Here is a 20,125-nt window from a genome sequence, read left to right as displayed (position 1 = left end):
GCAGGATCAGCGTCGGTGCTCTCACGCCATTTCCGACACGGATCGCGTTGCATTGCCGCCGCAGCGGCTCTGATGGTGATGGCCGGGCCGGCCTTACGACCCGTGACCACCGCCGCTCAGAAGTCGCGCAGCAACCGCTCCAGATAGTCGAGTTCCAGCTGCGGGCGCTGCGGATCGCCGAAGCGGCGGCGCAGCTCCTCCAGCACCCGGCGGGCGCGCTGCACGTCCATCTCGTCCGGCACCTTCACGGTGGTGTCGTCGCCATAGTCGCGCGAGCGCAGCGGCCGGCCGAGCGGATCGGTGCGTTCGGCCTGCTGGCCGGAGGGCGAGCCGGGGCCGCCGTCCGGCCCCTGTTGCTGCTGCATGGCCTCGGCCATCTGCTGGGCGCCGCGGCGCAGCGATTGCAGCGCCTCGTTCTGGGCGTCCACCGCGCCGGTGCCGTCGCCATTGCCCAGCGCCTGCTCGGCCTCGCGCATTGCCTGTTCCGCCTCGGCGAGGCCGCCCTCGCCGGGCATGCCCTGCCCCTGCTGCCCTTGGCCTTGCTGGCCCTGCTGACCCTGACCTTGCTGCCCCTGGCCCTGTTGCCCTTGCTGACCCTGCTGGCCTTGCTGACCGCGATTGCGCATCGCCTGCTGCATTTTTTCCCGCAGCTGCTTCAGCTGGTCGCGCAGCTGCTGCTGGTTCTGCTGCAACTGGCCGAAGTCCTGGCCCTGCTGGCCTTCGCCCTGCTGTCCCTGTTGGCCCTGCTGACCTTCCTGACCTTCCTGTCCCTGCTGTCCCTGACGGAAAGTCTGGTCGCGCAGGCGCTGCTGGCGGCGGATCATGTCGCCGAGCTGGTCCATGGCCTGCGACATCTGGCTCTGGCCCGGGCGGCGCTGCTGCTGGCGACCGGCCTGCAGGCCGTTCAGCATGTTCTGCAATTCGCTCAGCATCTGCCGCGCGGCGTCGCGGGCGCCGTTGCGGGCCATGTTCTCGATGTTGTCGAGCATCTTCTGCAGGTCTTGCGGCCGGACGGTGCGGACGTTCGGGTCCGGCGGCGCGTCCGCCATCTCGCCATTGCGCTGCGCCTCCTGGGCGAGCGCCTTCATGAAGTCTTCCATCGCCTTGCGCAGTTCCTGCGCCAGCTTCTGGATCTCCTGGTCGCTCGCGCCGTTCTCCAGCGCGTCCTGCAGCGCCTGCTGGGCGTCGCGCAGCCGCTTCTCGACATCCGACATGTCGCCATCCTCGATGCGGACCGCGACCTCCCACAGATAATCGATCACGCCACGCAGCTCGTCGTCGTTGCGCGCGGCCTCCAGCCGCCAATAGGCGGTGCGCAGGCCGAGATAATGCGCCGGATCCGGCGTGAAGCGTTCCGGGGCGATCGCCAGCGCCTCCAGCGCCGCCGAAACCCGTTGGCGCCGGTTGGCATCGAAGGCCAACACCCGCCGCTCCTCGACCAAAGCGCGGGCGAGCGGGTTGTTGAAGGCGCGGGCCGGCAGGGTGACGCTCTTCGGCGCCGTGGACCCGATATTGCCGGCGTCGTCGCGGGCGACCAGGGTGAGCATCACCCGCGTGCCGGCCCACGGGCTCTCGGTGAGGTCCTTGGTGGTCTGGCTGGTGCCGGATTTCGGTCGTCCGCCCGGCAAGGGCAGCGGGAAGTTCGGCGCCTCCACCAGCGGATGGGGCTCGGGCCGCGCCGGCGCATTCTTCAGCGCGAACAGAGGTGCCGGCTCCGGCACCGCCACAAAGCGTGCCTCGGCGCCGGTGACGCCGTAATCGTCCTCCACCTTGTAGGCAAGCACGAGGCCGGTGCGGCCGGAGGCGCCCGGCTCCTTGGCGAAGGAGATGGTCGGCGGCTTGTCGGGCACCACGGTGAACTGCCAGGTCAGGCTGCGTCCATCCGGCCCGGCGATGCGCGCCGAGCCGTCGCTGTCGATCACGAAGCGCTGCTCGCCGGCGTCCGGGCGCTTGGCATCCGCACGTTTATTCGCGGGGCTGGCATCCGCGGGCTTGGCATCCGCGGGCTTGGCGTTGCCTTGCCCGGCGGTCTGCGGCGCCGTGCCGGCGGCGGCCGCCTGTTCGTCCTCTTCCGGTTCGGGGACATTGATGCCGCCGGAAACCGAGAGCGGCGAGCCGGCAAGGCCGGTCACCCGCACCACCAGCTCGCTGCCGGCCGGCACGCTCATCGCCGCCGCGCCGTGGGTCTGCGGTTCCGTCGTTGCGGCGGCGGCGGTGTCGCGGCTCTCCTCGGAGCGAAGCCCCGGCAGGATCACTGGCGGCCGGCCGGTATAGGCCGGCGGGTTCACCCAGGCATCGATACGGTACGGGCTGGGCTGAACCACCGCCGTCCAGTCGAAGGCGGCGCCGATGCGCCGCATATGCTCGCCCGTGGCGATGAAGAAGCTGGCGATGACGCCGAGCAGCACCAGGGCGCGGAAGGCGCGCGGGTCGCGTGCGGCGAGGCGCGGCGACGGCAGGCCGGCCTTCAGGGCGCCGAGCTGTCCGGCAACGCGGTTCAGATGCGCGCGCCACAGCGCCGCCGCCACCGGGTCGTCGGGCCGCGAGGCGAGATGGTCGGCCAGCGCGGTCACCGGGCGATGGGTGATGCCGCTGGTGCGGTCGAGCCGTGCCAGCGCCTCGTCCTCGGAGGGACGGCGGATGCGCAGCGCCGGCAGGAGCGCCGCCACGAACAGCAGCGCGAACAGGATCAGCCCGATGAGGCGGGCATAGGTCGGCAGCATCAGCCACAGGCCGAGCCAGGAGACGATGAGGAAGATGCCGAGCGCGCCGAGCGCGGTAGCGAAGACCGGCCAGATGCGTTCCCACATCAGCGCCGCGCCGGCGCGGCGCAGGGCACTCGCCAGCCGCGCCTCGGCGCGTTCGACGATCGCCGCGCGGCGCGTCTCGCCGCCGGTGGATTGCGAATGTTCTTCCGGTGTCGCCGTCACGCGCTCAAGCCTCCGACACACCAACCCCGTCAGCCACGCCCCAGCGTCACCTTAACAGCTACGCGCGCGGACGCTACCCCCGCCGCAAAAGCAGGCATGCCCATACGTTCATCGCTGCGTGAACGGCCGATGGCGCCACCGGCCGAGATTGTGGCGGCCGATGATGGCACTCCCGGCTCAGCCGAGCCAGGCGGGCACCTTGTCGAGGGCGATCAGCGCCTCGGCGTCCATGCGCGGACGCACCACGGCGTAGTCGCCGTCCCGCACCAGAACTTCGGGAACCAGCGGCCGCGTATTGTAGGTGGTGGCCTGCACCGCGCCATAGGCGCCGGCGGTCATCACCGCGATGAGGTCGCCGGCCTTCAGCCCCGGCAGCCGCCGCCCCAGCGCCAGGAAATCGCCGGATTCGCACACCGGCCCGACCACGTCGGCGACCATTTCCCCGCCGCCGCCGGCCGCCGCCGCCCGCACGGGCAAAATTTCGTGATGGGCGTCATAGAGCGTCGGGCGGATGAGATCGTTCATCGCCGCGTCGACGATGACGAAGGTCTTGCCTTCGCCTTCCTTCACATAGAGCACGCGGGAGACCAGCGCGCCGGCATTGGCGACGATCAGCCGCCCGACCTCGAAGACGAGGCCGAGGCCGAGATTGTGGGTGTGCCGCTTGATCAGCGCCGCATAGGCGGAGGGCAGCGGCGGGTCCGGCTCACCGGCGACATAGGGCACGCCGAGCCCGCCGCCGAGGTCGAGATGCGTCAGCGGGAAGCCCTCCGCCAGCAGGTCGCGGGCCAGCTCGGCCAGCACCGCGGCGGCGTTGTCGAAGGGTTCGAGATCGGTGATCTGGCTGCCGATATGCATGTCGACGCCGGTCACCCTTATTCCCGGCAGCGAAGCGGCGTGGCGATAGACCTGGCGGGCGCGCGACACCGGGATGCCGAACTTGTTCTCCGACTTGCCGGTGGAGATCTTGGCGTGGGTTTTGGCGTCGACGTCGGGATTGACCCGGATCGATACCGGCGCGGCGACGCCGTGGCTGACCGCCACTTCCGAGAGGGTCAGCAGCTCCGGCTCGCTCTCGACATTGAAGCACATGATGCCGGCGTCGAGCGCCGCCGCCATCTCCTCGCGGGTCTTGCCGACGCCGGAGAACACGATCTTGTGCGGCTGCACCCCGGCCGCCAGCGCCCGCTTGAGCTCGCCGCCGGAGACGATGTCGGCGCCGGCGCCGAGCCGGGCGAGAGTGCGGATCACCGCCTGGTTGGAATTGGCCTTCAGCGCGTAGCACACGGTCGCTCGGGTATCGGCGAAGGCCTCGGCAAACACGGTGTAATGCCGCTCCAGCGTCGCCGTCGAATAGACGTAGACCGGGGTCCCGACCTCGCGGGCGATGTCGGCGAGGCTGACGTCCTCAGCATGGAGGACGCCGTCGCGATAGGTGAAGTGGTGCATGGCGAGCCTGAAGTTTGGCGAAGCCGGAAGGCCGGAGAAGCCCGTTTATTAGAGAAGGCCGTCGAGGAAGAAGGGCTTGTTCGGTTTCACCGGGCCGGTGTCCTTCGGCATCTTGCCGTCCGGGCCGGGGGTGCCGAGCGCGGTACCCGGCGGCGGCTCCAGCGGACCCTTGACGCCGCAGCCGGCAACAGCGAGCGCGCCGCCGAGCGCGAGCAAGGCGGGGAGGAGGCGGAGCGCGGCAGGCAGCGGCGGCAGTCGGTTCGGGCGGGGCACGGAGCTTCCTCGGACGAAGTGGGCGAGCGCACTATAACGGCGAATCGGCGAAAGGCGAGACCGGCGAAGGCCATGCCTTTGTAGGGCGTTACGCCTCAGGCGTCGAAGGTCACCATCACCGGGATATGGTCGGATGGCCGCTCCCAGCCGCGGGCGTCGCGCAGCACGGTCATGGCGGTGGCGGTCGGCGCCAGCGCCGGGCTCGCCCACACATGGTCGAGCCGGCGGCCGCGGTTGGAGGCCGCCCAATCGGCGGCGCGGTAGCTCCACCACGTGTAGAGCTTCTCCTCCGGCGGCACGAAATTGCGCATCACGTCGACCCAGCCGCCCGCCGCCTGCAACCGGCCGAACCGCTCCACTTCGATCGGCGTGTGGCTCACCACGTCGAGCAGCTGCTTGTGGCTCCACACATCGGTTTCCAGCGGCGCGATGTTGAGATCGCCCACCAGCACCGAGCGGGCGCCCGGCGCGGTCGGGTGCAGCGTTTCCCATTGGGTCGCCTCGTCGAGGAAGGCGAGCTTGTGCTTGAACTTGGGGTTGAGCTCGGGGTCGGGAATGTCGCCGCCGGCAGGGATGTAGAAATTGTGCACGGTCAGCGGCGCGGCGAGCCCGGCCTCCTCGCCCAGCACCACGCTGATGTGCCGGGCGTCGCCCATGTCGCAGAAACCCTGCCGGCTGACGCTCTCGAACGGCCGCTTCGAGAGGATGGCGACGCCGTGATAGCCCTTCTGACCATGGATCGCCGCATGCGGATAGCCGAACCGCGCCGCGTCCTTCAGCGGGAAGCGGTCGTCCGGGGTCTTGGTCTCCTGCAGGCAGATGACGTCCGGCTGGAGTTCGGCGGCGAGACGGGCGACGAGTTCGATGCGCAGGCGCACCGAATTGATGTTCCAGGTGGCGATGGAGAGCGGCACGGGGGAGGGCACCTCGAGATCGATAAGGTGCCGGACCCTAAAGCATGTCGTCGGGAAGTTGAACCGCCCGATTTGCCGGCGTCAATTCCGGTTGATGACGAACAGCATCGGGTCCGGGCGCTCGGAGGTGTCGAGGTTGGAGACCGCCACCGTGGTGTCGAAGCCCTGCGGGTCGGTGACCGTCCACTGCTTGAGCTGCATGGTCTTGGCGTCGAACATGATCATCAGCCGGTAGGTGCCGACCATGGGCTGCTTCTCTTCCAGCACCACGGTGGCGAACACGTCGTCCTGGTAGACGCCGGTGACGTTGGCGTTGCGCGCCAGATCGAAATTCTCCGACAGCAGGAAGCGCAGCGGGGTGGCCGAGAGCGGGGTGATGTCCTGCGTCTTCAGCTTCTTGTCGCGCACCGCCACCGAGCGGCCGTCGGCGACCAGCTCGATCCGGCTCGGCGGATCGTATTCGAACAGCACGCGGCCGGGCTTCAGGATATAGAACTGTCCCTGCCGGCGGGTGCCGTCCGGGTCGACCTGCACGAAGTTGCCGGTCATGTTCTTGAAGCTGTTGAAATAGGTGTTGATGCGCTGGACCGTCTGCTGCGCGGCGCGCTGGCCCGCGGCGGCGGCCACCTGCACCGGTGCCGCGTCCGGCGTGTCGCCCTGCACCGAGGGCGGCAGCGGCACGCCGTTCGGCTGCTGCGCGAGCGCCGGGGCGGCGAGCAGGGCGAGAGCGATGCAGAGGGAGGCAGACAGGATCGGGCGCATTGGGCACTCTCGTCGGGCGCGGGCGGGGCGTCGGGTCGTGCGTCTAGGCGGTAGGCGTTCGCTGTGGCGAGGATAAGGCTGCGCCGCCGCCGCTGCGTCAACCGGCGCGCGCGTCGTCGGGTTCCACCAGGATCTCGCGCTTGCCGGCATGGTTGGCGGCGGAGACGAGACCTTCATTCTCCATGCGCTCCATGATCGAGGCGGCGCGGTTGTAGCCGATCTGCAGCCGGCGCTGGATGTAGCTGGTCGAGGCCTTGCGGTCGCGCATCACCACCGCCACCGCCTGCTCGTAGAGGCCGCCGCCCTCGCCGCCACCCATCGCGCCCTTGTCGAACACCGCGCCTTCCTCGCCGATTTCTCCCTCGTCCTCGTCGGTGGTGACGGCGTCGAGGTAATCCGGCTGGCCCTGCGTCTTCAGGTGTTCGACGACGCGCTCGACCTCCTGGTCGGAAACGAAGGGGCCGTGCACGCGCGAGATCCGCCCGCCGCCGGCCATGTACAGCATGTCGCCCTGGCCGAGCAGCTGCTCGGCGCCCATCTCGCCGAGGATGGTCCGCGAGTCGATCTTCGAGGTTACCTGGAAGGAGATGCGGGTGGGGAAGTTGGCCTTGATGGTGCCGGTGATCACGTCGACCGAGGGGCGCTGGGTCGCCATGATCAGGTGGATGCCGGCGGCGCGGGCCATCTGGGCGAGGCGCTGGATGGCGCCCTCGATGTCCTTGCCGGCCACCATCATCAGGTCGGCCATCTCGTCGACGACGATGACGATATAGGGCAGCGGCGTGAGGTCCATCTCCTCGCGCTCATAGATCGCCTCACCGGTCTCGCGGTCGAAGCCGGTCTGCACCGTGCGCACGATCTGCTCGCCCTTGGCCTGCGCCTCGAGGATGCGGGCATTGAAGCCGTCAATGTTGCGCACCCCGACCTTCGACATCTTGCGGTAGCGCTCCTCCATCTCGCGCACCGCCCATTTCAGGGCGACCACCGCCTTCTTCGGGTCGGTGACGACGGGGGAGAGCAAATGCGGGATGCCGTCATAGACGGAGAGCTCCAGCATCTTCGGGTCGATGAGGATCAGCCGGCACTGGTCCGGCCGGTGCCGGTAGAGCAGCGACATGATCATGGTGTTGATGGCGACCGACTTGCCGGAGCCGGTGGTCCCTGCGACCAGAAGATGCGGCATGCGGGCGAGGTCGACGATCACCGGCTCGCCGCCGATGGTCTTGCCGAGCGCCAAAGCCAGTTTGTGCGCCGCCTCGCCAAAGTCCTTGGCGGCGATGATCTCGCGCAGCAGCACCTTCTCGCGCTTGGGATTGGGCAGCTCGATGCCGATGGCGTTCTTGCCGGGGATCACCGCCACGCGGGCGGAGACCGCGCTCATCGAGCGGGCGATGTCGTCGGCGAGGCCGATGACGCGGCTGGACTTGATGCCGGGTGCCGGCTCCAGTTCGTAGAGCGTGACCACCGGGCCGGGGCGGGCATTGACGATGGCGCCGCGTACGCCGAAATCGTCGAGCACGCTTTCGAGATCGCGGGCGTTCTGCTCCAGCGCCTCGTCGTCGAGCGCCGGGCCCAGGCGAGCCGGCGGCGGGCTGAGCAGGTCGAGGCCGGGATGCGCATAGCGCAGCCGCTCCTCGTCACGCTCGGCGCGGCCGCCGCGGATCGAGCGCAGCGGCGGCCGGCGGCCGGTGCGGGTCTTCTCCGGCACCGGGTGCGCCGGCGGCAGGTCGTCATCCGGCGCATCGAGAAAGCCGGCCTCGTCGCGTTCGTCGGCATCCCATCCGCCGGCATCTTCATCGTCCTCGCCGCGGAAGTTCGGCTCGCGGCGCAGCCCGCGCGGCATCAGCTCATCCTCGTCCTCGATGCCGAAAAGCGAGCCGAGGCGCGCCATCATGCCGCGACGGCGGCGCGGATAGGCGGTGCGCCCGGGCAGGATCCAGGCCTTCAGCGTCAGCCACCAATGGGCGAGGGCGCCCATGGACAGCAGCCCGAAGCGGGCCGGCTCGTCATCCTCGAAGGCACCGGCGTCGTCGTCCTCCGCCGCGGTTTCCTGGCGCTTCAGGCCGACGCCGAAGGCGAGGGGCAGGGTCATCACCGCGCCGAACAGGCACAGGGCCCCGGCGACCGCGTAGTCGAAGGAGGTCAGCCAGCCGGAGCGGATGAGCGAGGGCAGGATCAGCATCGCCTCGCCGAGCACGCCGCCGAGGCCACTCGGCAGCGGCCAGGTGCCGAAGCGCGGCAGGCAGGCGGCGAATCCGGCCGCGAAGGCGGTGCCGGCGGCGAGGGCGATGATCCGCGCCCGCATCCGGTGCGGCGGGCGATGCGTCAGCAGCCGCCAGCCCCACACGCCGACCGGCAGCACCACCGCGAGGCAGGCGACGCCGAACAGCTGCATCATCAGGTCGGCGACCACCGCGCCGGGCACGCCGAGCAAATTGTGCGGCTCGGCGGCGCTGGAGCGCGACAGGCTGGGGTCGTTGGCGGACCAGCTCGCCAGCGCCGCCAGCATCAGGCCGCACAGGCCGACGAGGACGAGGCCGCCGAGCTCGGCGGCGCGCCGGTGCAGCACGTTGCGCACTTCCTCGGGCAGCAGCCGGCGGCGGGCGCCGCGGCCGCGCACCGAGGCGCCGGCCCGCGACCTCTGGGCCGGGCGCGGCGGCGCGGCGTCGGGGCTGGCGGCGCGAGGCTGTCCCTGCCGCGTCCGCGGCGTCCGGCCCGTCGACTGTGTCTGCCCGCCCATCATCCCGCCTCGATCCCGCTTGCCACCCAAGGGCCCGGCTCAGCTCAATCCGGCCACCACGCGCGGCAGTGCCGCCCGCGTGGTGGCGAGGTCCTGCACCAGTGCGAGGCGCAGATAATCCGCGCCCGGATTGCGTCCGTCGGCTTCCGAGCGGCACAGATAGCCGCCGGGGACGGTGCGCAGCCCCTCGCGTTGCCAGAGTTTGCGCGCCGCCGCCTCGCCGCCGCCGATGCTGGCGACGTCGAGCCACAGGAAGAAGCCGCCATCCGGCCGCTCATAGCCGAAGCGGCCGGCTAAAATCTGGTCGGCAATGTCGAACTTGGCGCGATAGAGCGCGCGGCTTTCCTCGACATGCGCCTCGTCGGCGAGGGCGGCGATGCCGACATGCTGCAGCGGCTCGGGCACCTGCGGCGCCGCCACATTGCGCAGATCGGCGAAGGCGGCCATGAAGCCGGCGTCGCCGGCGCAGAAGCCGCAGCGCAGCCCTGGCAGGCTGGAGCGCTTCGACAGCGAGTTGAACGTCACCACCCCGGCATAGTCGGGGCCGGCGACTTCGAGAATGCCGGTCGGCGGCTCGGCACCGAGCCAGATCTCTGAATAGCACTCGTCGGCGAAGACGAGGATCTCGTGGGCGCGGGCGATCGCCACCAGCCGTTGAAGATAGGCCTTCGGCGCGATGGTGCCCTGCGGATTGGCCGGCGAGGCGAAATAGAGCGCGACGGTGCGGGCGAGCAGGCGCGGATCCAGCGCGTCGAGGTCGGGCAGCCAGCCGCCGGAAGCGGGCAGCGGCAGCGATACGCTCTCGCAACCGGCCGCCTCGGCACCGGCGCCATAGGCGGCGTAGAACGGGTTGGGCAGCAGGATGGCCGGGCCGCCGGCTTCGGCGATGGCCCTCGCCTTGGCGGGTGAGACCAGGCGGCGGGCGAGGATGGCGGACAGGAACAGCCCTTCGCGCGAGCCGTTCAGCACCAGCACCTCGCGCTCGGGATCGAGCGGGCGAGGCAGCGCATAGCGGCGTGCGCACCAGGCGGCGGCGGCGGCGCGGAACTCCGGCAGCCCCTTCCCGGCCGGGTAGCGGCCGAAGCCGTCGAGATGGGCGGCCAGTACCGCACCGACGAAGGAGGGCGGCGCGTGGCGGGGTTCCCCGACCGCGAGGCTCAGCGGCGGCTTGCCCGGCTCGATGTCGGCCAGCAGCTCGCCGAGGCGGATGAAAGGCGAACGCGCCGCCGGTCCCGGATCCGGCCGGGAGGGTTCCGGCAGCGGCGGGCGTTCATCGGTGACGTCGAACTTCGAGGCGGGCACGGGGGTCATGTCCATCATGGTTAGCGATTCAAGATAGCGCCAGCGGGTAAAGGCGCTCTTAACCATGACCACAGCAGGGCGGCGGCCGACCGATCGCGCCGATCGGCCGCGGCGAGGCCGATTCGCCGCCTGTGATGCGGCGGCGCGGGGCGTGATGCCGGTGTCTCGGATGACGGATACGGCCCCGGTGATGCGTGCCGGATCGGCATCGTCGCCGACGGGCGATACCCACTGCAGGAGCCTCGGTGCCGATGTCGCATGGCCCGAAAACGAGAAACCCCGGCCGAAGCCGGGGTTGCGAGCCAGCCGAGGCTGGGGAAAGCGGCGCGGGCGAGGCACCCCCGCGCCGGAACCGGCGTGCCGGTCAGCTGTGATAGGCGCGCTCGCCGTGCTCGACGATGTCGAGACCCTCGCGCTCCTTCTCCACCGACGGCCGCAGGCCGACGATGACGTCGACGATCTTGTAGAGGATCGCAGAGACCACGCCGCCCCACACGATGGTGATGGCGACCGCCTGGATCTGCACCCACACTTGGTGGCCCATCGCGTAGTCGGCGATGCCGGGGCCGCCGAGCGCGGGAGCGACGACGACGCCGGTGCCGATGGCGCCGACGATGCCGCCGATGCCGTGGACGCCGAACACGTCGAGGCTGTCGTCATAGCCGAGCGCGTTCTTCACCGTGGTGCAGAAGAAGAAGCAGACGATCGAGGCGATGAAGCCGAGCACGATGGCGCCGATCGGCCCGGAGAGGCCGGCGGCCGGGGTGATGGCGACGAGGCCGGCGACCATGCCGGAGATGGCGCCGAGCATGGAGGGCTTGCCCTTGGCCAGCCATTCGATCAGCGACCAGCCGACAATGGCGCCGGCGGTGGCGACGAAGGTGTTCACCAGCGCCAGCGTGGTGCCGGCATTGGCCTCGAGGTTGGAGCCGGCGTTGAAGCCGAACCAGCCGACCCACAGGACGCTGGCGCCGACCATGGCGAAGGGCAGCGAGTGGGGAGGCATCAGTTCCTTGCCGAAACCGGTGCGCTTGCCGACCAGCAGGCAGCCGACGAGGCCCGCGATACCGGCATTGATGTGCACCACGGTGCCGCCGGCGAAGTCGAGCGCGCCGAGGCCGAACAGGTAGCCCTCGGAGAACCACACCATGTGGGCGATCGGGTAGTAGACCAGCGTCACCCAGAGGATGCAGAACAGCAGGATGGCCGAGAACTTCATGCGCTCGGCGAAGGCGCCGATGATCAGCGCCGGGGTGATGGCCGAGAAGGTCATCTGGAACGCCATGAAGACGTATTCCGGGATCTTCACATTGGCCGAGAAGGTGTCGGCGAGGCTCTCGGTGGTCACGCCGGCGAGGAAGGCCTTCTCGAAGCCGCCGATGAAGGCATTGCCCGAGGTGAAGGCGAGTGAGTAGCCGTAGAACACCCAAAGCAGCATCATCACCGCGGCGATGACGGTAACCTGCATGAGCACCGACAGCATGTTCTTGGCGCGCACCAGGCCGCCATAGAACAGGGCCAGGCCGGGGACCGTCATGAACAGCACGAGGATGGTGGAGACCATCATCCAGGTGATGTCGCCCTTGTCCACGGTGGCGACTGCGGCGGCGGCCTCGGCGGTGGCTTCAGCGCCCGTTGCCGGCGCGTCCTGCGCCAGGGCGGCGGCGGCGAACAGCGCCGTCGTCGCCAGCGCGGGAAGTCCCGCGCGCATCCAGTTCTTGATCGTCATGGGTTGAGTGCTCCGTCGGAAACGTACGATGTCGGGATCAATGGCGCGGGCTTAGAGGGCGTCGGCGTCGGTCTCGCCGGTGCGGATGCGCACGGCCTGGTCGATCGCGTAGACGAAGATCTTGCCGTCGCCGATCTGACCGGTCTTGGCCGAGGTGGAGATGGCGTCGATCACCTTGGCGACCTGGTCGGCGGCCACTGCCACCTCGATCTTGAGCTTCGGCAGGAAGCTCACCGCGTATTCGGCGCCGCGGTAAATCTCGGTATGGCCCTTCTGCCGGCCGTATCCCTTGACTTCCGTAACGGTCAGTCCGTGCACTCCGATACCGGTGAGCGCATCCCGGACCTCCTCAAGCTTGAAAGGCTTGATGATAGCCATGACGATCTTCATGGTTCCTGTCCCCGCTTGGCCCCGGATCGCAACACGCGGATCCCGGGCGTTTTAATGTCGGACTCGGCCAGGCGGGTTTCCCAACCCCAAGGACAAGCCGACGCCTAGGAATCAAGTCGCGTGCCAACCGTGCAACGGCAATGCGTTGCGGGGCAATCAACCCACCCGGACAGCGTGTGGCGCCGATGCTCGGGCGCCAAACGACATTATGGCAGGGTTGTGATGCTGCTTAATTCTTGATCTGTCGGGTTCGGGCGCTTCGGGCCGGTACGAATCTTAAGCAGAACATGCCTAAATAATGTGCTCTATGCCGCGGGCGGCGGCGCTACCGGGCGGATCAGCCCTTCCTGCGCCACCGAGGCGACCAGTCGTCCGGCCCGGTCATAGATCAGCCCGCGCGCCAGGCCGCGCGCGCCATGGGCGTTGGGGCTGTCCTGCACGTAGAGCAACCAGTCGTCGGCCTTGAGCGGACGATGCAGCCACAGCGCATGGTCGAGGCTGGCGGCCTGGATGCGGTCGCCGAGCACGCTGGTGCCGTGCACCACCGTGGTCGTCTCCAGCAGCGTCATGTCGGAGGCGTAGGCGAGCACCGCCCGATGCAAGGCCGGGTCATCCGGTAGCATGCCGTCGGCGCGGAACCACACCTTCTGCTGCGGCTCGGTCGGCGGCGCGGTATTGCCGGCGGCGAGCCGCTGCATCAGGTTCACCGGCCGCAATTCCACCGGCCGTGGCCGCGTCCAGTAGTTGCGCACCGAGGGCGCCAGCGAATCCAGCAGTTCCGGCGGCAGGTCGCGCGCCGAGGGAACTTCTTCCGGCGGCGGCACGCCCTCGGGCATCGCCATCTGGTGGTCGAGGCCTTCCTCGGCGATGTGGAAAGACACCGACATGATGAAGATCGGCCGTCCATGCTGTACCGCCACCACCCGCCGGGTGGCGAAGCTGCGGCCGTCGCGGACCCGCTCGACCTGGTAGACGATGGGAATCTGCGGGTCGCCGGCGAGGATGAAATAGGCGTGCATGGAGTGGGCGGTTGCCGTCTCCACCGTGCGCTGCGCCGCCACCAGCGCCTGTGCCAGCACCTGCCCGCCGAACACCCGGGTACGGAACGGCCAGGATTCCGGCGGGTTGTGGCCGCGGAACAGGTTGACCTCCAGCACGTCGAGATCGAGCAGCTGGACGAGTTCGGCGATGGGCGACATGTCCGCATTCCCGCACGGTGTTCTTTGCTCAGTAGCTAAGGCATAAGAGGGCTCCGGTACAGTGCCACGAGGGAAGGGTCGTCATGCCGCAGCAAGCCGAACGCGCCCGGATCAGCGGTTCCAGCGGCGCCAGCTTCGATGTCGTCGTCGCCGGTGGCGGGCTTGCCGGCCTGTCGCTGGCCCTCGCCCTGCGCCACGGGCTCGGCGACACGGCGCGGCTGGCGGTGGCCGACCCGGCCTTTGCCGCGCCCGCGCGACGCAGCACCGACATGCGTGCCTCCGCCTTCGCCGCCGGCGCCCGCCGGCTGTTGGAGACCGTCGGCGTGTGGGCGCGGGTGGCCGGCGAGGCGCAGCCCATGCTCGCCATGGAGATCACCGACAGCCGGCTCGGCGACGCCGCCCGCCCGGTGTTCCTCTCCTTCGACGGCGAGGTGGAGCCGGGCGAGCCCTTCGCCCATATGGTGCCGAACGCGCTGTTGCAGGACGCGCTGACCGAGGCCGCCCGCGCGGCGGGCATCGTGCTGCTGCCGGCGGGGGTCGAGGCTTATTCCGCCGGCCTGTCCGGCGTCTCGGTGACGCTGGGCGACGGCGCCCATGTCACTGCGGCGCTGCTCGCCGCCTGCGATGGCGGCCGCTCGCGGCTGCGCAGCCTTGCCGGCATCGCGACCGTCGGCTGGTCCTACCACCAGTCCGCCATCGTGATGACGGTCGGGCATGAACGGCCGCATGAGGGCAAGGCGGTGGAGCATTTCCTGCCCGCCGGCCCCTTCGCCCGGCTGCCGCTCGCCGGCAACCGCTCCTCGATCGTGTGGACCGAGGCCAGCGCCACGGCGCAGCGGCTGCTGGCGCTGCCGCGGGTGCTGCTGCTCGACGAGCTGGAGCAGCGATTTGGCCTCGAACTCGGCGCGCTGGAGATTCTCGACGAGCCGAAGGCCTTCCCGCTCGGCTTCCAGATGGCTCGGCGCTTCATCGCCGACCGGCTGGCTCTGGTCGGCGACGCCGCCCATACCATCCATCCGATCGCCGGCCAGGGCATCAATATGGGCCTGCGCGACGTCGCGGCGCTGGCGGAGGCGGTCACCGATGCCGCCCGGCTCGGGCTCGACATTGGCGGGCCGGACGTGCTGGAGCGCTACCAGCGCTGGCGGCGCTTCGACACCGTCTCCATGGGGGTGGCGACCGACGGGCTGAACCGGCTGTTCGGCCAGCGCTCGGATGTGCTGCGGCTGGCCCGCGACATCGGCATGGGCTTTGTCGATCGCCTGCCGGGGCTGAAGGGCCATCTCATTCGCGGCGCCGCCGGTCTCGGCGGCCAGCCGCCGCGCCTGCTCAGGGGCGAGGCGCTCTGAGGCAAGCAGTGCCGGGAGCTCGGCTTCGAAGGGCGTCGGGGCTCGGCCCCGGTAGGCCCCCGGCTCAACCCTTGGCGGCTTCTTCCTCGCTGAGCGTCCGCGCCTCGTCGGCGAGCATGATCGGGATGCCGTCGCGGATCGGGTAGGCGAGGCGCGCCGCGCGGGAGATCAGCTCATGCGCCTGCCGGTCATAGTCCAGCGGCCCCTTGGTGACCGGGCAGACCAGGATTTCCAGCAGCTTGGGGTCGAGCTCATAGCCGGTGCGGTGGGTGGCGGTCTCGGTCATGTGTCGATTCCGTGACGTGTGCGATAGCGCGGGACGCCCGCTTATAGCCGACGCGGAGCGGCGTTGTAGGGGGCGATCCTGACAATCGCGCGTCAGCATGTCAGAAGAATGTGGCCGCCCCGTGCACGCGACGCGGCGCGCCGCCTCTAGCCCATCCCGCCACCGCGTGTTCCGGATCTGCCAACCGCCTATGAACACCGCCTCTTTCGCCCTTGCCGATGAACCGCGCCTGCCTGGCGAGACCGTGCAGCAATGGGTTTTCCGCCGATTGCGGCGATCGGTGATGAGCGGTCGCTTCCCGCCCGGCCAGGCGGTGACCATACGCGGCCTCGCCGAGGCGCTCGGCGTCTCCGCCATGCCGGTGCGCGAGGCGCTGCGGCGGCTGGTCGCCGAGCGGGCGCTGGTGCTGCTCGACAATCGTCGGGTGCGGGTGCCGGAGATGACGGCGCAACGCTTCGACGAACTGTTCGCCGCCCGCACGCTGCTGGAGAGCGAAGCCGCCGCCCGCGCCTTGCCCTATGCCGATGCGGGGTTCCGCCAACGCCTTGCCGTGCTCGACGGCCGGTCGGATGCGGCGTGGAAGCAGGGCGACATCGAGGCGATGATCGAGACCAATCTTGCCTTCCACGCGGCGCTCTACGGCACCCGCGCCGATTCGGTGCTGATGCCGCTGATCGAATCGGTGTGGCTGCAGATCGGGCCCTTCATGCGCCTCGCTCTGGCCGATTTGGAGGAGCATTACCGCGTCGACCGCCACCAGGAAGCGCTCGCGGCGCTGGCCGCCGGCGACGAGGCGGCGCTGCGCGCGGCGATCGAAGCCGATATCCGCGACGGCATCGGCCATCTGCGCGCCCAGCTCGGCTGAGCGGGGAAGGTTACTCCGCCGCCTTCAGCGCCCGTCCGCCCCGCCGCTCGGCCCGAAGGCGCGCGGCGGCGCCGAAAGCGGTGAACACGGCGGTCGACAGCCGGTCGTCCCAGAAGCGCCATTCCGGGTGCCACTGGATGGCCAGCGTGAAGCCCGGCGCATCGGTCACCCGGAACGCCTCGACCAGGCCGTCCTCGGCGCGCGCCTCCACCGTCAGTGCCGGCGCCAGCTGGTTGATGCCCTGGCCGTGCAGCGAGTTCACCTTCCAGCGCGGCGCGCCGGCGAGGCTTGCCAACAGCCCGCCGGGCTCCAGCACCACGTCGTGCACCGGCGCGTACTGGCCGGCAATGTCGAGGCTGGAATCCTCGCGATGGTCGAAATGGCCGGGCTGCTCGTAGACCTTCTGGAACAGCGAGCCGCCCAGCGCGACGTTCATCTCCTGAAAGCCGCGGCAGACGCCGAACAGCGGCACGCCGCGCTCGATCGCGCCGCGGATCAGCGGGATCGACAGGTCGTCGCGGTGGGGATCGGAGGGCAGCGGCGGCTCATAGGGCGCGTCGCCATACAAATGCGGCGCGACGTTGGAGGGGCTCCCCGGCAGGAAGATGCCGTCGACGAGGTCGAAGATCTCGTCCAGCACCAGCCGTTCCGGCGCCATGGCGGCATCGACCGCCGAAACGGTGCCCGGCAGCAGCACCGGCAGCGCCTGCGCGCCATTGGCGACCGCATAGATGTATTTTTCGGTGACGCCGTGAAGGACATGCCCGCCGGAAGCCTTCACGTCGCAGATGACGCCGATGACAGGACGCATTGTGATCACTTTCCCGGTTGGTCGCCCAGATGTGGGATTGCCGCCCCGCTTCTGTCAACGGGTCCGTTGCATCACGCCTGCTGGCGCGGCGGGGGCGGCTAAGGAACCCAGCCGGGCAGTGCCGCCGCCTGCCTGATCCAGCCGGCCATCTGCGCCTCGTCGAACGGCTCGTCTTCGCGGATGTCGATCCAGCGCGCAGCCCCGCTGCGCGCCGTGCCGCCAGGCGGCAGCGGTTGCAGCGAGGTGCCTTGGAAGAAGGTGACTTTGATGTAGTGGGTGAAGACGTGGAAAGACAGGAACCAGCCCCGGCCCTCGATGCCGTAGAGCGGCGAGTTCCACTTCACCGCCTTGGCCACCTCGGGCACGCAGCCGACGATGAGCGCATCGAGACGCCGGCCGACATCGCGTTTCCAGCCCGGCATCGCGGCGATGTAGTCCTGCACCGGCGCGTCGCCATCGGCCTTGGCGATCTGCGGGTTGCCGCCGGACAGCAGCGTGACGGTCTTGCCGGCTTTTCCCGCACTGGCCGGGGCGGCTTCGCCGTCGGGTCGCCCGGCCGGTGCGCCCGTCTTCGTCGATCCCTTCGCCGATCCCTTCGCCGGTCTTTCGGCCGGTCCCTTGCTCCCGGCGGTCGGCTTTTGATACGACATCCTCGCCTGCTCCCTTCTTGCCGCGCGCATCCTGCCGCGGAGCGCAGAGGCCCGCACCAGGCCATGTCGCCGACAGGGTCTGCAACCGGCGGGCTGCCGAAGGATTTGACCATGCCCGCCCTGACGCCCGCCGAACTGTTCGCCCGCCTTGCCGAGCTTGGCATCGAGACCCGCACCGTCGAGCACCCGCCGGTGTTCACCGTGGCGGAATCGCAGGCGGTGATCGAGGCCTTGCCGGGCGGCCACACCAAGAATCTGTTCCTTAAGGACAAGAAGGGCAATCTGTTCCTCGTCGTCGTCGGGCAGGACGTGCCGGTCGACCTCAAGAGCCTGCACGGGCCGCTCGGTGCCGCCAGCCGCCTGTCCTTCGGCAGCGCCGAGCTTTTGGAGGAGGTACTGGGGGTGAAGCCCGGCTCGGTCACCGCCTTCGGCCCGGTCAACGACACCGGCGGCCGGGTCGGGGTGATCATCGATGCCGGGCTGATGGATCACCAGACCATCAATTGCCACCCGCTGGTCAATACCGCCACCACCAGCATTGCCCGCGACGATCTCGTCCGCTTCCTGCGCGCGACCGGCCATGAGCCGCGCATCCTTGCAGTACCGCGCCGGCAGGAAGCCGATGCCGATACGGCATCCGGCGTCGCCTGAGCGGTTGCAATCGCCGCCTGACGGACCATTTTAGTCACCGACCGAATACCGATCCGTTCCGAGGACGCCACATGCTGCTCAACCAGTCCGCCGAACCGGCCCCGCAGGGCGCTGCGGCCGGTGACGACGTCATCATCGACACCACCACCCGCAGCTTCATGCAGGACGTGGTGGAGGAATCGAAGCGCCGCCCGGTGCTGGTCGATTTCTGGGCGCCGTGGTGCGGCCCCTGCAAGCAGCTCACCCCGGTGATCGAGAAGGTGGTGCGCGGTGCCAAGGGCAAGGTGCGCCTCGCCAAGATGAACACCGACGAGCACCCCTCCGTCGCCCAGCAGCTCGGCATCCAGTCGCTGCCGACCGTCTACGCCTTCGTCAACGGCCAGCCGGTGGACGGCTTCATGGGCGCCCAGCCGGAATCGCAGGTGCAGGCGCTGGTCGATCGCCTGGTCGCCGCCGGCGGTGGCGGCGGGCCGGACCTCGCCGAGATCCTCGCCAGCGCCGATGCCGCCCTGGCCGAGGGCGATGCCGCCGGCGCCACCGAGCTCTACGCCCACGTGCTCGCCGAGGAGCCGGAGAATGTGAAGGCGTTCGCCGGCATCGCCCGCGCCCATCTCGCCACCGGCGATCTCGCCCAGGCCAAGGCGACGCTGGATCTGGTGCCGGCCGCCGGCGTCAATGACGCGGCGGTCGCCGCCGTCCGTGCCGCCATCGAGCTGGAGGAGGCCGCGGTCGCCCTCGGCGACGTGAAGGAGCTGGAGGCGAAGGTCGAGGCCAATGCCGCCGACCATCAGGCGCGTTTCGACCTCGCTTTGGCGCTCAATGCCCGCGGCAAGCGGGAAGAGGCGATCGACCAGCTGCTGACCATCGTGCGCAAGGACCGCACGTGGGCCGAGGACGGCGCCCGCAAGCAGCTGGTGCAGTTCTTCGAGGCCTGGGGCCCGACCGACGAGATGACGGTGCTCGGCCGCCGCCGCCTCTCGTCCATCCTGTTCGCCTGACGGCTGGCCCGGAGCCGGGTCCAGTCCTCGTCTTTTCGCGTGAATGACGGCCGGCCCACCGGGCCGGCGCTTCGGAGGGTTGATGGCGATCAATCGCCCCTATGGCGGGCCGGCGGAGCTTCCCTCCGCGGTGCCGCTGTTCCCGTTGGAGGGCGCGCTGCTGCTGCCGCGCTGCCAGCTGCCGCTCAATGTGTTCGAGCCGCGCTATCTCGCCATGATCGACGACGCGCTCAAGGGCGAGCGGATCATCGGCATCGTCCAGCCGGTTCCGGCGCTGGTCACCACCGCCAGCCCGGCGCTGCAGGGCGTCGGTTGCCTCGGGCGCATCACCGAATTCGCCGAGAGCGGCGACGGGCGCTACATCATCACCCTGACCGGCGTCGCCCGTTTCCGCCTGGTCGAGGAAGTCGCCGCCGCCACGCTTTACCGGCAGGCGCGGATCGGCTTTTCCGGTTTCGAGGACGATTTCACCCCCAATCTCGGCGCCGATGCGGTGGATCGCGGGCGGCTGTTGAAGACGCTCGCCGCCTATCTCGACGCCAATCGGCTGGAAGCGGATTGGGAGAGCATCAAGGACGCGCCCAACGAGGCGCTGGTCAATGCGCTCGCGATGATGTCGCCTTTCGGCGCGCGCGAGAAGCAGGCGCTGCTGGAGGCGTCGGACCTTGCCGCCCGCGCGGAGATGCTGATCGCGGTGACCGAGATGGCGCTTGCCCGCGGCCCGAGCGGCGAAAGCGAGACGCCGCTACAGTAGTCGGGTCCCATATCCGCAAGGAAACGGCCGGATCATCGATCTGGCCGTTTTTCATGCGTCTGGCGCTTGCGGC

Annotated in this window: 18 protein-coding genes; 5 read left to right on the top strand and 13 right to left on the bottom strand. The window is 69.7% G+C overall.

The window, feature by feature from the left end:
• Positions 1-116: 116 nt before the first annotated feature.
• From KHC24_RS07150 to KHC24_RS07105, 10 genes are all read right to left on the bottom strand, one after another.
• Positions 117-2,930 (bottom strand): TIGR02302 family protein, encoded by a 2,814-nt coding sequence (locus KHC24_RS07150; protein WP_271180635.1) that lies wholly within the window; start codon positions 2,928-2,930, stop codon positions 117-119.
• A gap of 177 nt (positions 2,931-3,107) precedes the next feature.
• Positions 3,108-4,379, bottom strand: coding sequence for a diaminopimelate decarboxylase (gene lysA, locus KHC24_RS07145; protein WP_213361598.1), 1,272 nt, complete (start codon positions 4,377-4,379; stop codon positions 3,108-3,110).
• A 48-nt stretch (positions 4,380-4,427) separates the two neighbouring features.
• Positions 4,428-4,652, bottom strand: a complete 225-nt coding sequence (gene lptM, locus KHC24_RS07140) for an LPS translocon maturation chaperone LptM (protein WP_271180634.1) — start codon at positions 4,650-4,652, stop codon at positions 4,428-4,430.
• Positions 4,653-4,747: 95 nt separating this feature from the next.
• Entirely contained in the window at positions 4,748-5,566 is an 819-nt protein-coding gene (locus KHC24_RS07135; protein ID WP_213361708.1) for an exodeoxyribonuclease III, read from the bottom strand.
• A gap of 81 nt (positions 5,567-5,647) precedes the next feature.
• Positions 5,648-6,328: a LolA family protein gene (locus tag KHC24_RS07130; protein WP_213361597.1), complete on the bottom strand. Its 681-nt coding sequence runs from the start codon at positions 6,326-6,328 to the stop codon at positions 5,648-5,650.
• 97 nt (positions 6,329-6,425) lie between these two features.
• Positions 6,426-9,068: a DNA translocase FtsK gene (locus KHC24_RS07125; RefSeq protein WP_213361706.1), complete on the bottom strand. Its 2,643-nt coding sequence runs from the start codon at positions 9,066-9,068 to the stop codon at positions 6,426-6,428.
• Positions 9,069-9,107: 39 nt separating this feature from the next.
• Positions 9,108-10,379, bottom strand: a complete 1,272-nt coding sequence (locus KHC24_RS07120) for an aminotransferase class I/II-fold pyridoxal phosphate-dependent enzyme (RefSeq protein WP_213361703.1) — start codon at positions 10,377-10,379, stop codon at positions 9,108-9,110.
• A gap of 355 nt (positions 10,380-10,734) precedes the next feature.
• Positions 10,735-12,099, bottom strand: a complete 1,365-nt coding sequence (locus KHC24_RS07115; protein ID WP_213361595.1) for an ammonium transporter — start codon at positions 12,097-12,099, stop codon at positions 10,735-10,737.
• 51 nt (positions 12,100-12,150) lie between these two features.
• Entirely contained in the window at positions 12,151-12,489 is a 339-nt protein-coding gene (locus KHC24_RS07110; protein WP_213361593.1) for a P-II family nitrogen regulator, read from the bottom strand.
• Positions 12,490-12,794: 305 nt separating this feature from the next.
• Entirely contained in the window at positions 12,795-13,688 is an 894-nt protein-coding gene (locus KHC24_RS07105) for an acyl-CoA thioesterase (RefSeq protein ID WP_213361592.1), read from the bottom strand.
• Between the two features lie 83 nt (positions 13,689-13,771).
• Here KHC24_RS07105 and KHC24_RS07100 point away from each other — a divergent pair, with 83 nt between their 5' ends.
• The gene (locus KHC24_RS07100) at positions 13,772-15,037 is read left to right on the top strand and encodes a ubiquinone biosynthesis hydroxylase (RefSeq protein ID WP_213361590.1); all 1,266 of its coding nucleotides are present in this window, start codon (positions 13,772-13,774) and stop codon (positions 15,035-15,037) included.
• Positions 15,038-15,101: 64 nt separating this feature from the next.
• Here KHC24_RS07100 and KHC24_RS07095 read toward each other — a convergent pair whose 3' ends face one another.
• Positions 15,102-15,323, bottom strand: a complete 222-nt coding sequence (locus KHC24_RS07095) for a Trm112 family protein (RefSeq protein WP_213361588.1) — start codon at positions 15,321-15,323, stop codon at positions 15,102-15,104.
• Positions 15,324-15,513: 190 nt separating this feature from the next.
• On the opposite strand from KHC24_RS07095, the gene KHC24_RS07090 reads away from it, so the two are divergent.
• The gene (locus tag KHC24_RS07090; RefSeq protein ID WP_213361586.1) at positions 15,514-16,188 is read left to right on the top strand and encodes a GntR family transcriptional regulator; all 675 of its coding nucleotides are present in this window, start codon (positions 15,514-15,516) and stop codon (positions 16,186-16,188) included.
• A gap of 10 nt (positions 16,189-16,198) precedes the next feature.
• Here KHC24_RS07090 and KHC24_RS07085 read toward each other — a convergent pair whose 3' ends face one another.
• Positions 16,199-16,999 carry a gamma-glutamyl-gamma-aminobutyrate hydrolase family protein gene (locus KHC24_RS07085; protein WP_213361582.1) on the bottom strand — a complete coding sequence of 267 codons (801 nt, stop codon included), beginning with the start codon at positions 16,997-16,999 and terminating at the stop codon, positions 16,199-16,201.
• Between the two features lie 98 nt (positions 17,000-17,097).
• Positions 17,098-17,649, bottom strand: a complete 552-nt coding sequence (locus KHC24_RS07080; RefSeq protein WP_213361581.1) for a DUF1801 domain-containing protein — start codon at positions 17,647-17,649, stop codon at positions 17,098-17,100.
• A 111-nt stretch (positions 17,650-17,760) separates the two neighbouring features.
• Between KHC24_RS07080 and KHC24_RS07075 the strand changes: the two genes are divergently transcribed.
• The 3 genes from KHC24_RS07075 to KHC24_RS07065 all read left to right on the top strand — a co-directional run bounded on the left by KHC24_RS07075 (position 17,761) and on the right by KHC24_RS07065 (position 20,052).
• Positions 17,761-18,300, top strand: coding sequence for a prolyl-tRNA synthetase associated domain-containing protein (locus tag KHC24_RS07075; RefSeq protein WP_213361580.1), 540 nt, complete (start codon positions 17,761-17,763; stop codon positions 18,298-18,300).
• A gap of 71 nt (positions 18,301-18,371) precedes the next feature.
• Entirely contained in the window at positions 18,372-19,298 is a 927-nt protein-coding gene (gene trxA, locus KHC24_RS07070; RefSeq protein WP_213361579.1) for a thioredoxin, read from the top strand.
• An 82-nt stretch (positions 19,299-19,380) separates the two neighbouring features.
• Complete coding sequence (locus KHC24_RS07065; protein ID WP_213361576.1) at positions 19,381-20,052, top strand: LON peptidase substrate-binding domain-containing protein; 672 nt, start codon at positions 19,381-19,383, stop codon at positions 20,050-20,052.
• Positions 20,053-20,125: the final 73 nt, after the last annotated feature.

The sequence above is a fragment of the Ancylobacter defluvii genome (genome assembly GCF_018390605.1).
Lineage (GTDB): Bacteria > Pseudomonadota > Alphaproteobacteria > Rhizobiales > Xanthobacteraceae > Ancylobacter > Ancylobacter defluvii.
Note: the sequence above shows the minus strand (reverse complement) of the source record. Positions and strands in the feature narration are given on the sequence as shown.

What these genes read in the sequence shown, in the direction of transcription:
- KHC24_RS07110 (WP_213361593.1), bottom strand. Translation starts at nt 12,489, where the DNA reads ATGAAGATCGTCATGGCTATCATCAAGCCTTTCAAGCTTGAGGAGGTC.
- KHC24_RS07085 (WP_213361582.1), bottom strand. Translation starts at nt 16,999, where the DNA reads ATGCGTCCTGTCATCGGCGTCATCTGCGACGTGAAGGCTTCCGGCGGG.
- trxA (WP_213361579.1), top strand. Translation starts at nt 18,372, where the DNA reads ATGCTGCTCAACCAGTCCGCCGAACCGGCCCCGCAGGGCGCTGCGGCC.
- KHC24_RS07100 (WP_213361590.1), top strand. Translation starts at nt 13,772, where the DNA reads ATGCCGCAGCAAGCCGAACGCGCCCGGATCAGCGGTTCCAGCGGCGCC.
- KHC24_RS07125 (WP_213361706.1), bottom strand. Translation starts at nt 9,068, where the DNA reads ATGGGCGGGCAGACACAGTCGACGGGCCGGACGCCGCGGACGCGGCAG.
- KHC24_RS07105 (WP_213361592.1), bottom strand. Translation starts at nt 13,688, where the DNA reads ATGTCGCCCATCGCCGAACTCGTCCAGCTGCTCGATCTCGACGTGCTG.
- KHC24_RS07120 (WP_213361703.1), bottom strand. Translation starts at nt 10,379, where the DNA reads ATGACCCCCGTGCCCGCCTCGAAGTTCGACGTCACCGATGAACGCCCG.
- KHC24_RS07130 (WP_213361597.1), bottom strand. Translation starts at nt 6,328, where the DNA reads ATGCGCCCGATCCTGTCTGCCTCCCTCTGCATCGCTCTCGCCCTGCTC.
- KHC24_RS07065 (WP_213361576.1), top strand. Translation starts at nt 19,381, where the DNA reads ATGGCGATCAATCGCCCCTATGGCGGGCCGGCGGAGCTTCCCTCCGCG.
- KHC24_RS07090 (WP_213361586.1), top strand. Translation starts at nt 15,514, where the DNA reads ATGAACACCGCCTCTTTCGCCCTTGCCGATGAACCGCGCCTGCCTGGC.
- KHC24_RS07080 (WP_213361581.1), bottom strand. Translation starts at nt 17,649, where the DNA reads ATGTCGTATCAAAAGCCGACCGCCGGGAGCAAGGGACCGGCCGAAAGA.
- KHC24_RS07095 (WP_213361588.1), bottom strand. Translation starts at nt 15,323, where the DNA reads ATGACCGAGACCGCCACCCACCGCACCGGCTATGAGCTCGACCCCAAG.
- KHC24_RS07075 (WP_213361580.1), top strand. Translation starts at nt 17,761, where the DNA reads ATGCCCGCCCTGACGCCCGCCGAACTGTTCGCCCGCCTTGCCGAGCTT.
- lysA (WP_213361598.1), bottom strand. Translation starts at nt 4,379, where the DNA reads ATGCACCACTTCACCTATCGCGACGGCGTCCTCCATGCTGAGGACGTC.
- KHC24_RS07115 (WP_213361595.1), bottom strand. Translation starts at nt 12,099, where the DNA reads ATGACGATCAAGAACTGGATGCGCGCGGGACTTCCCGCGCTGGCGACG.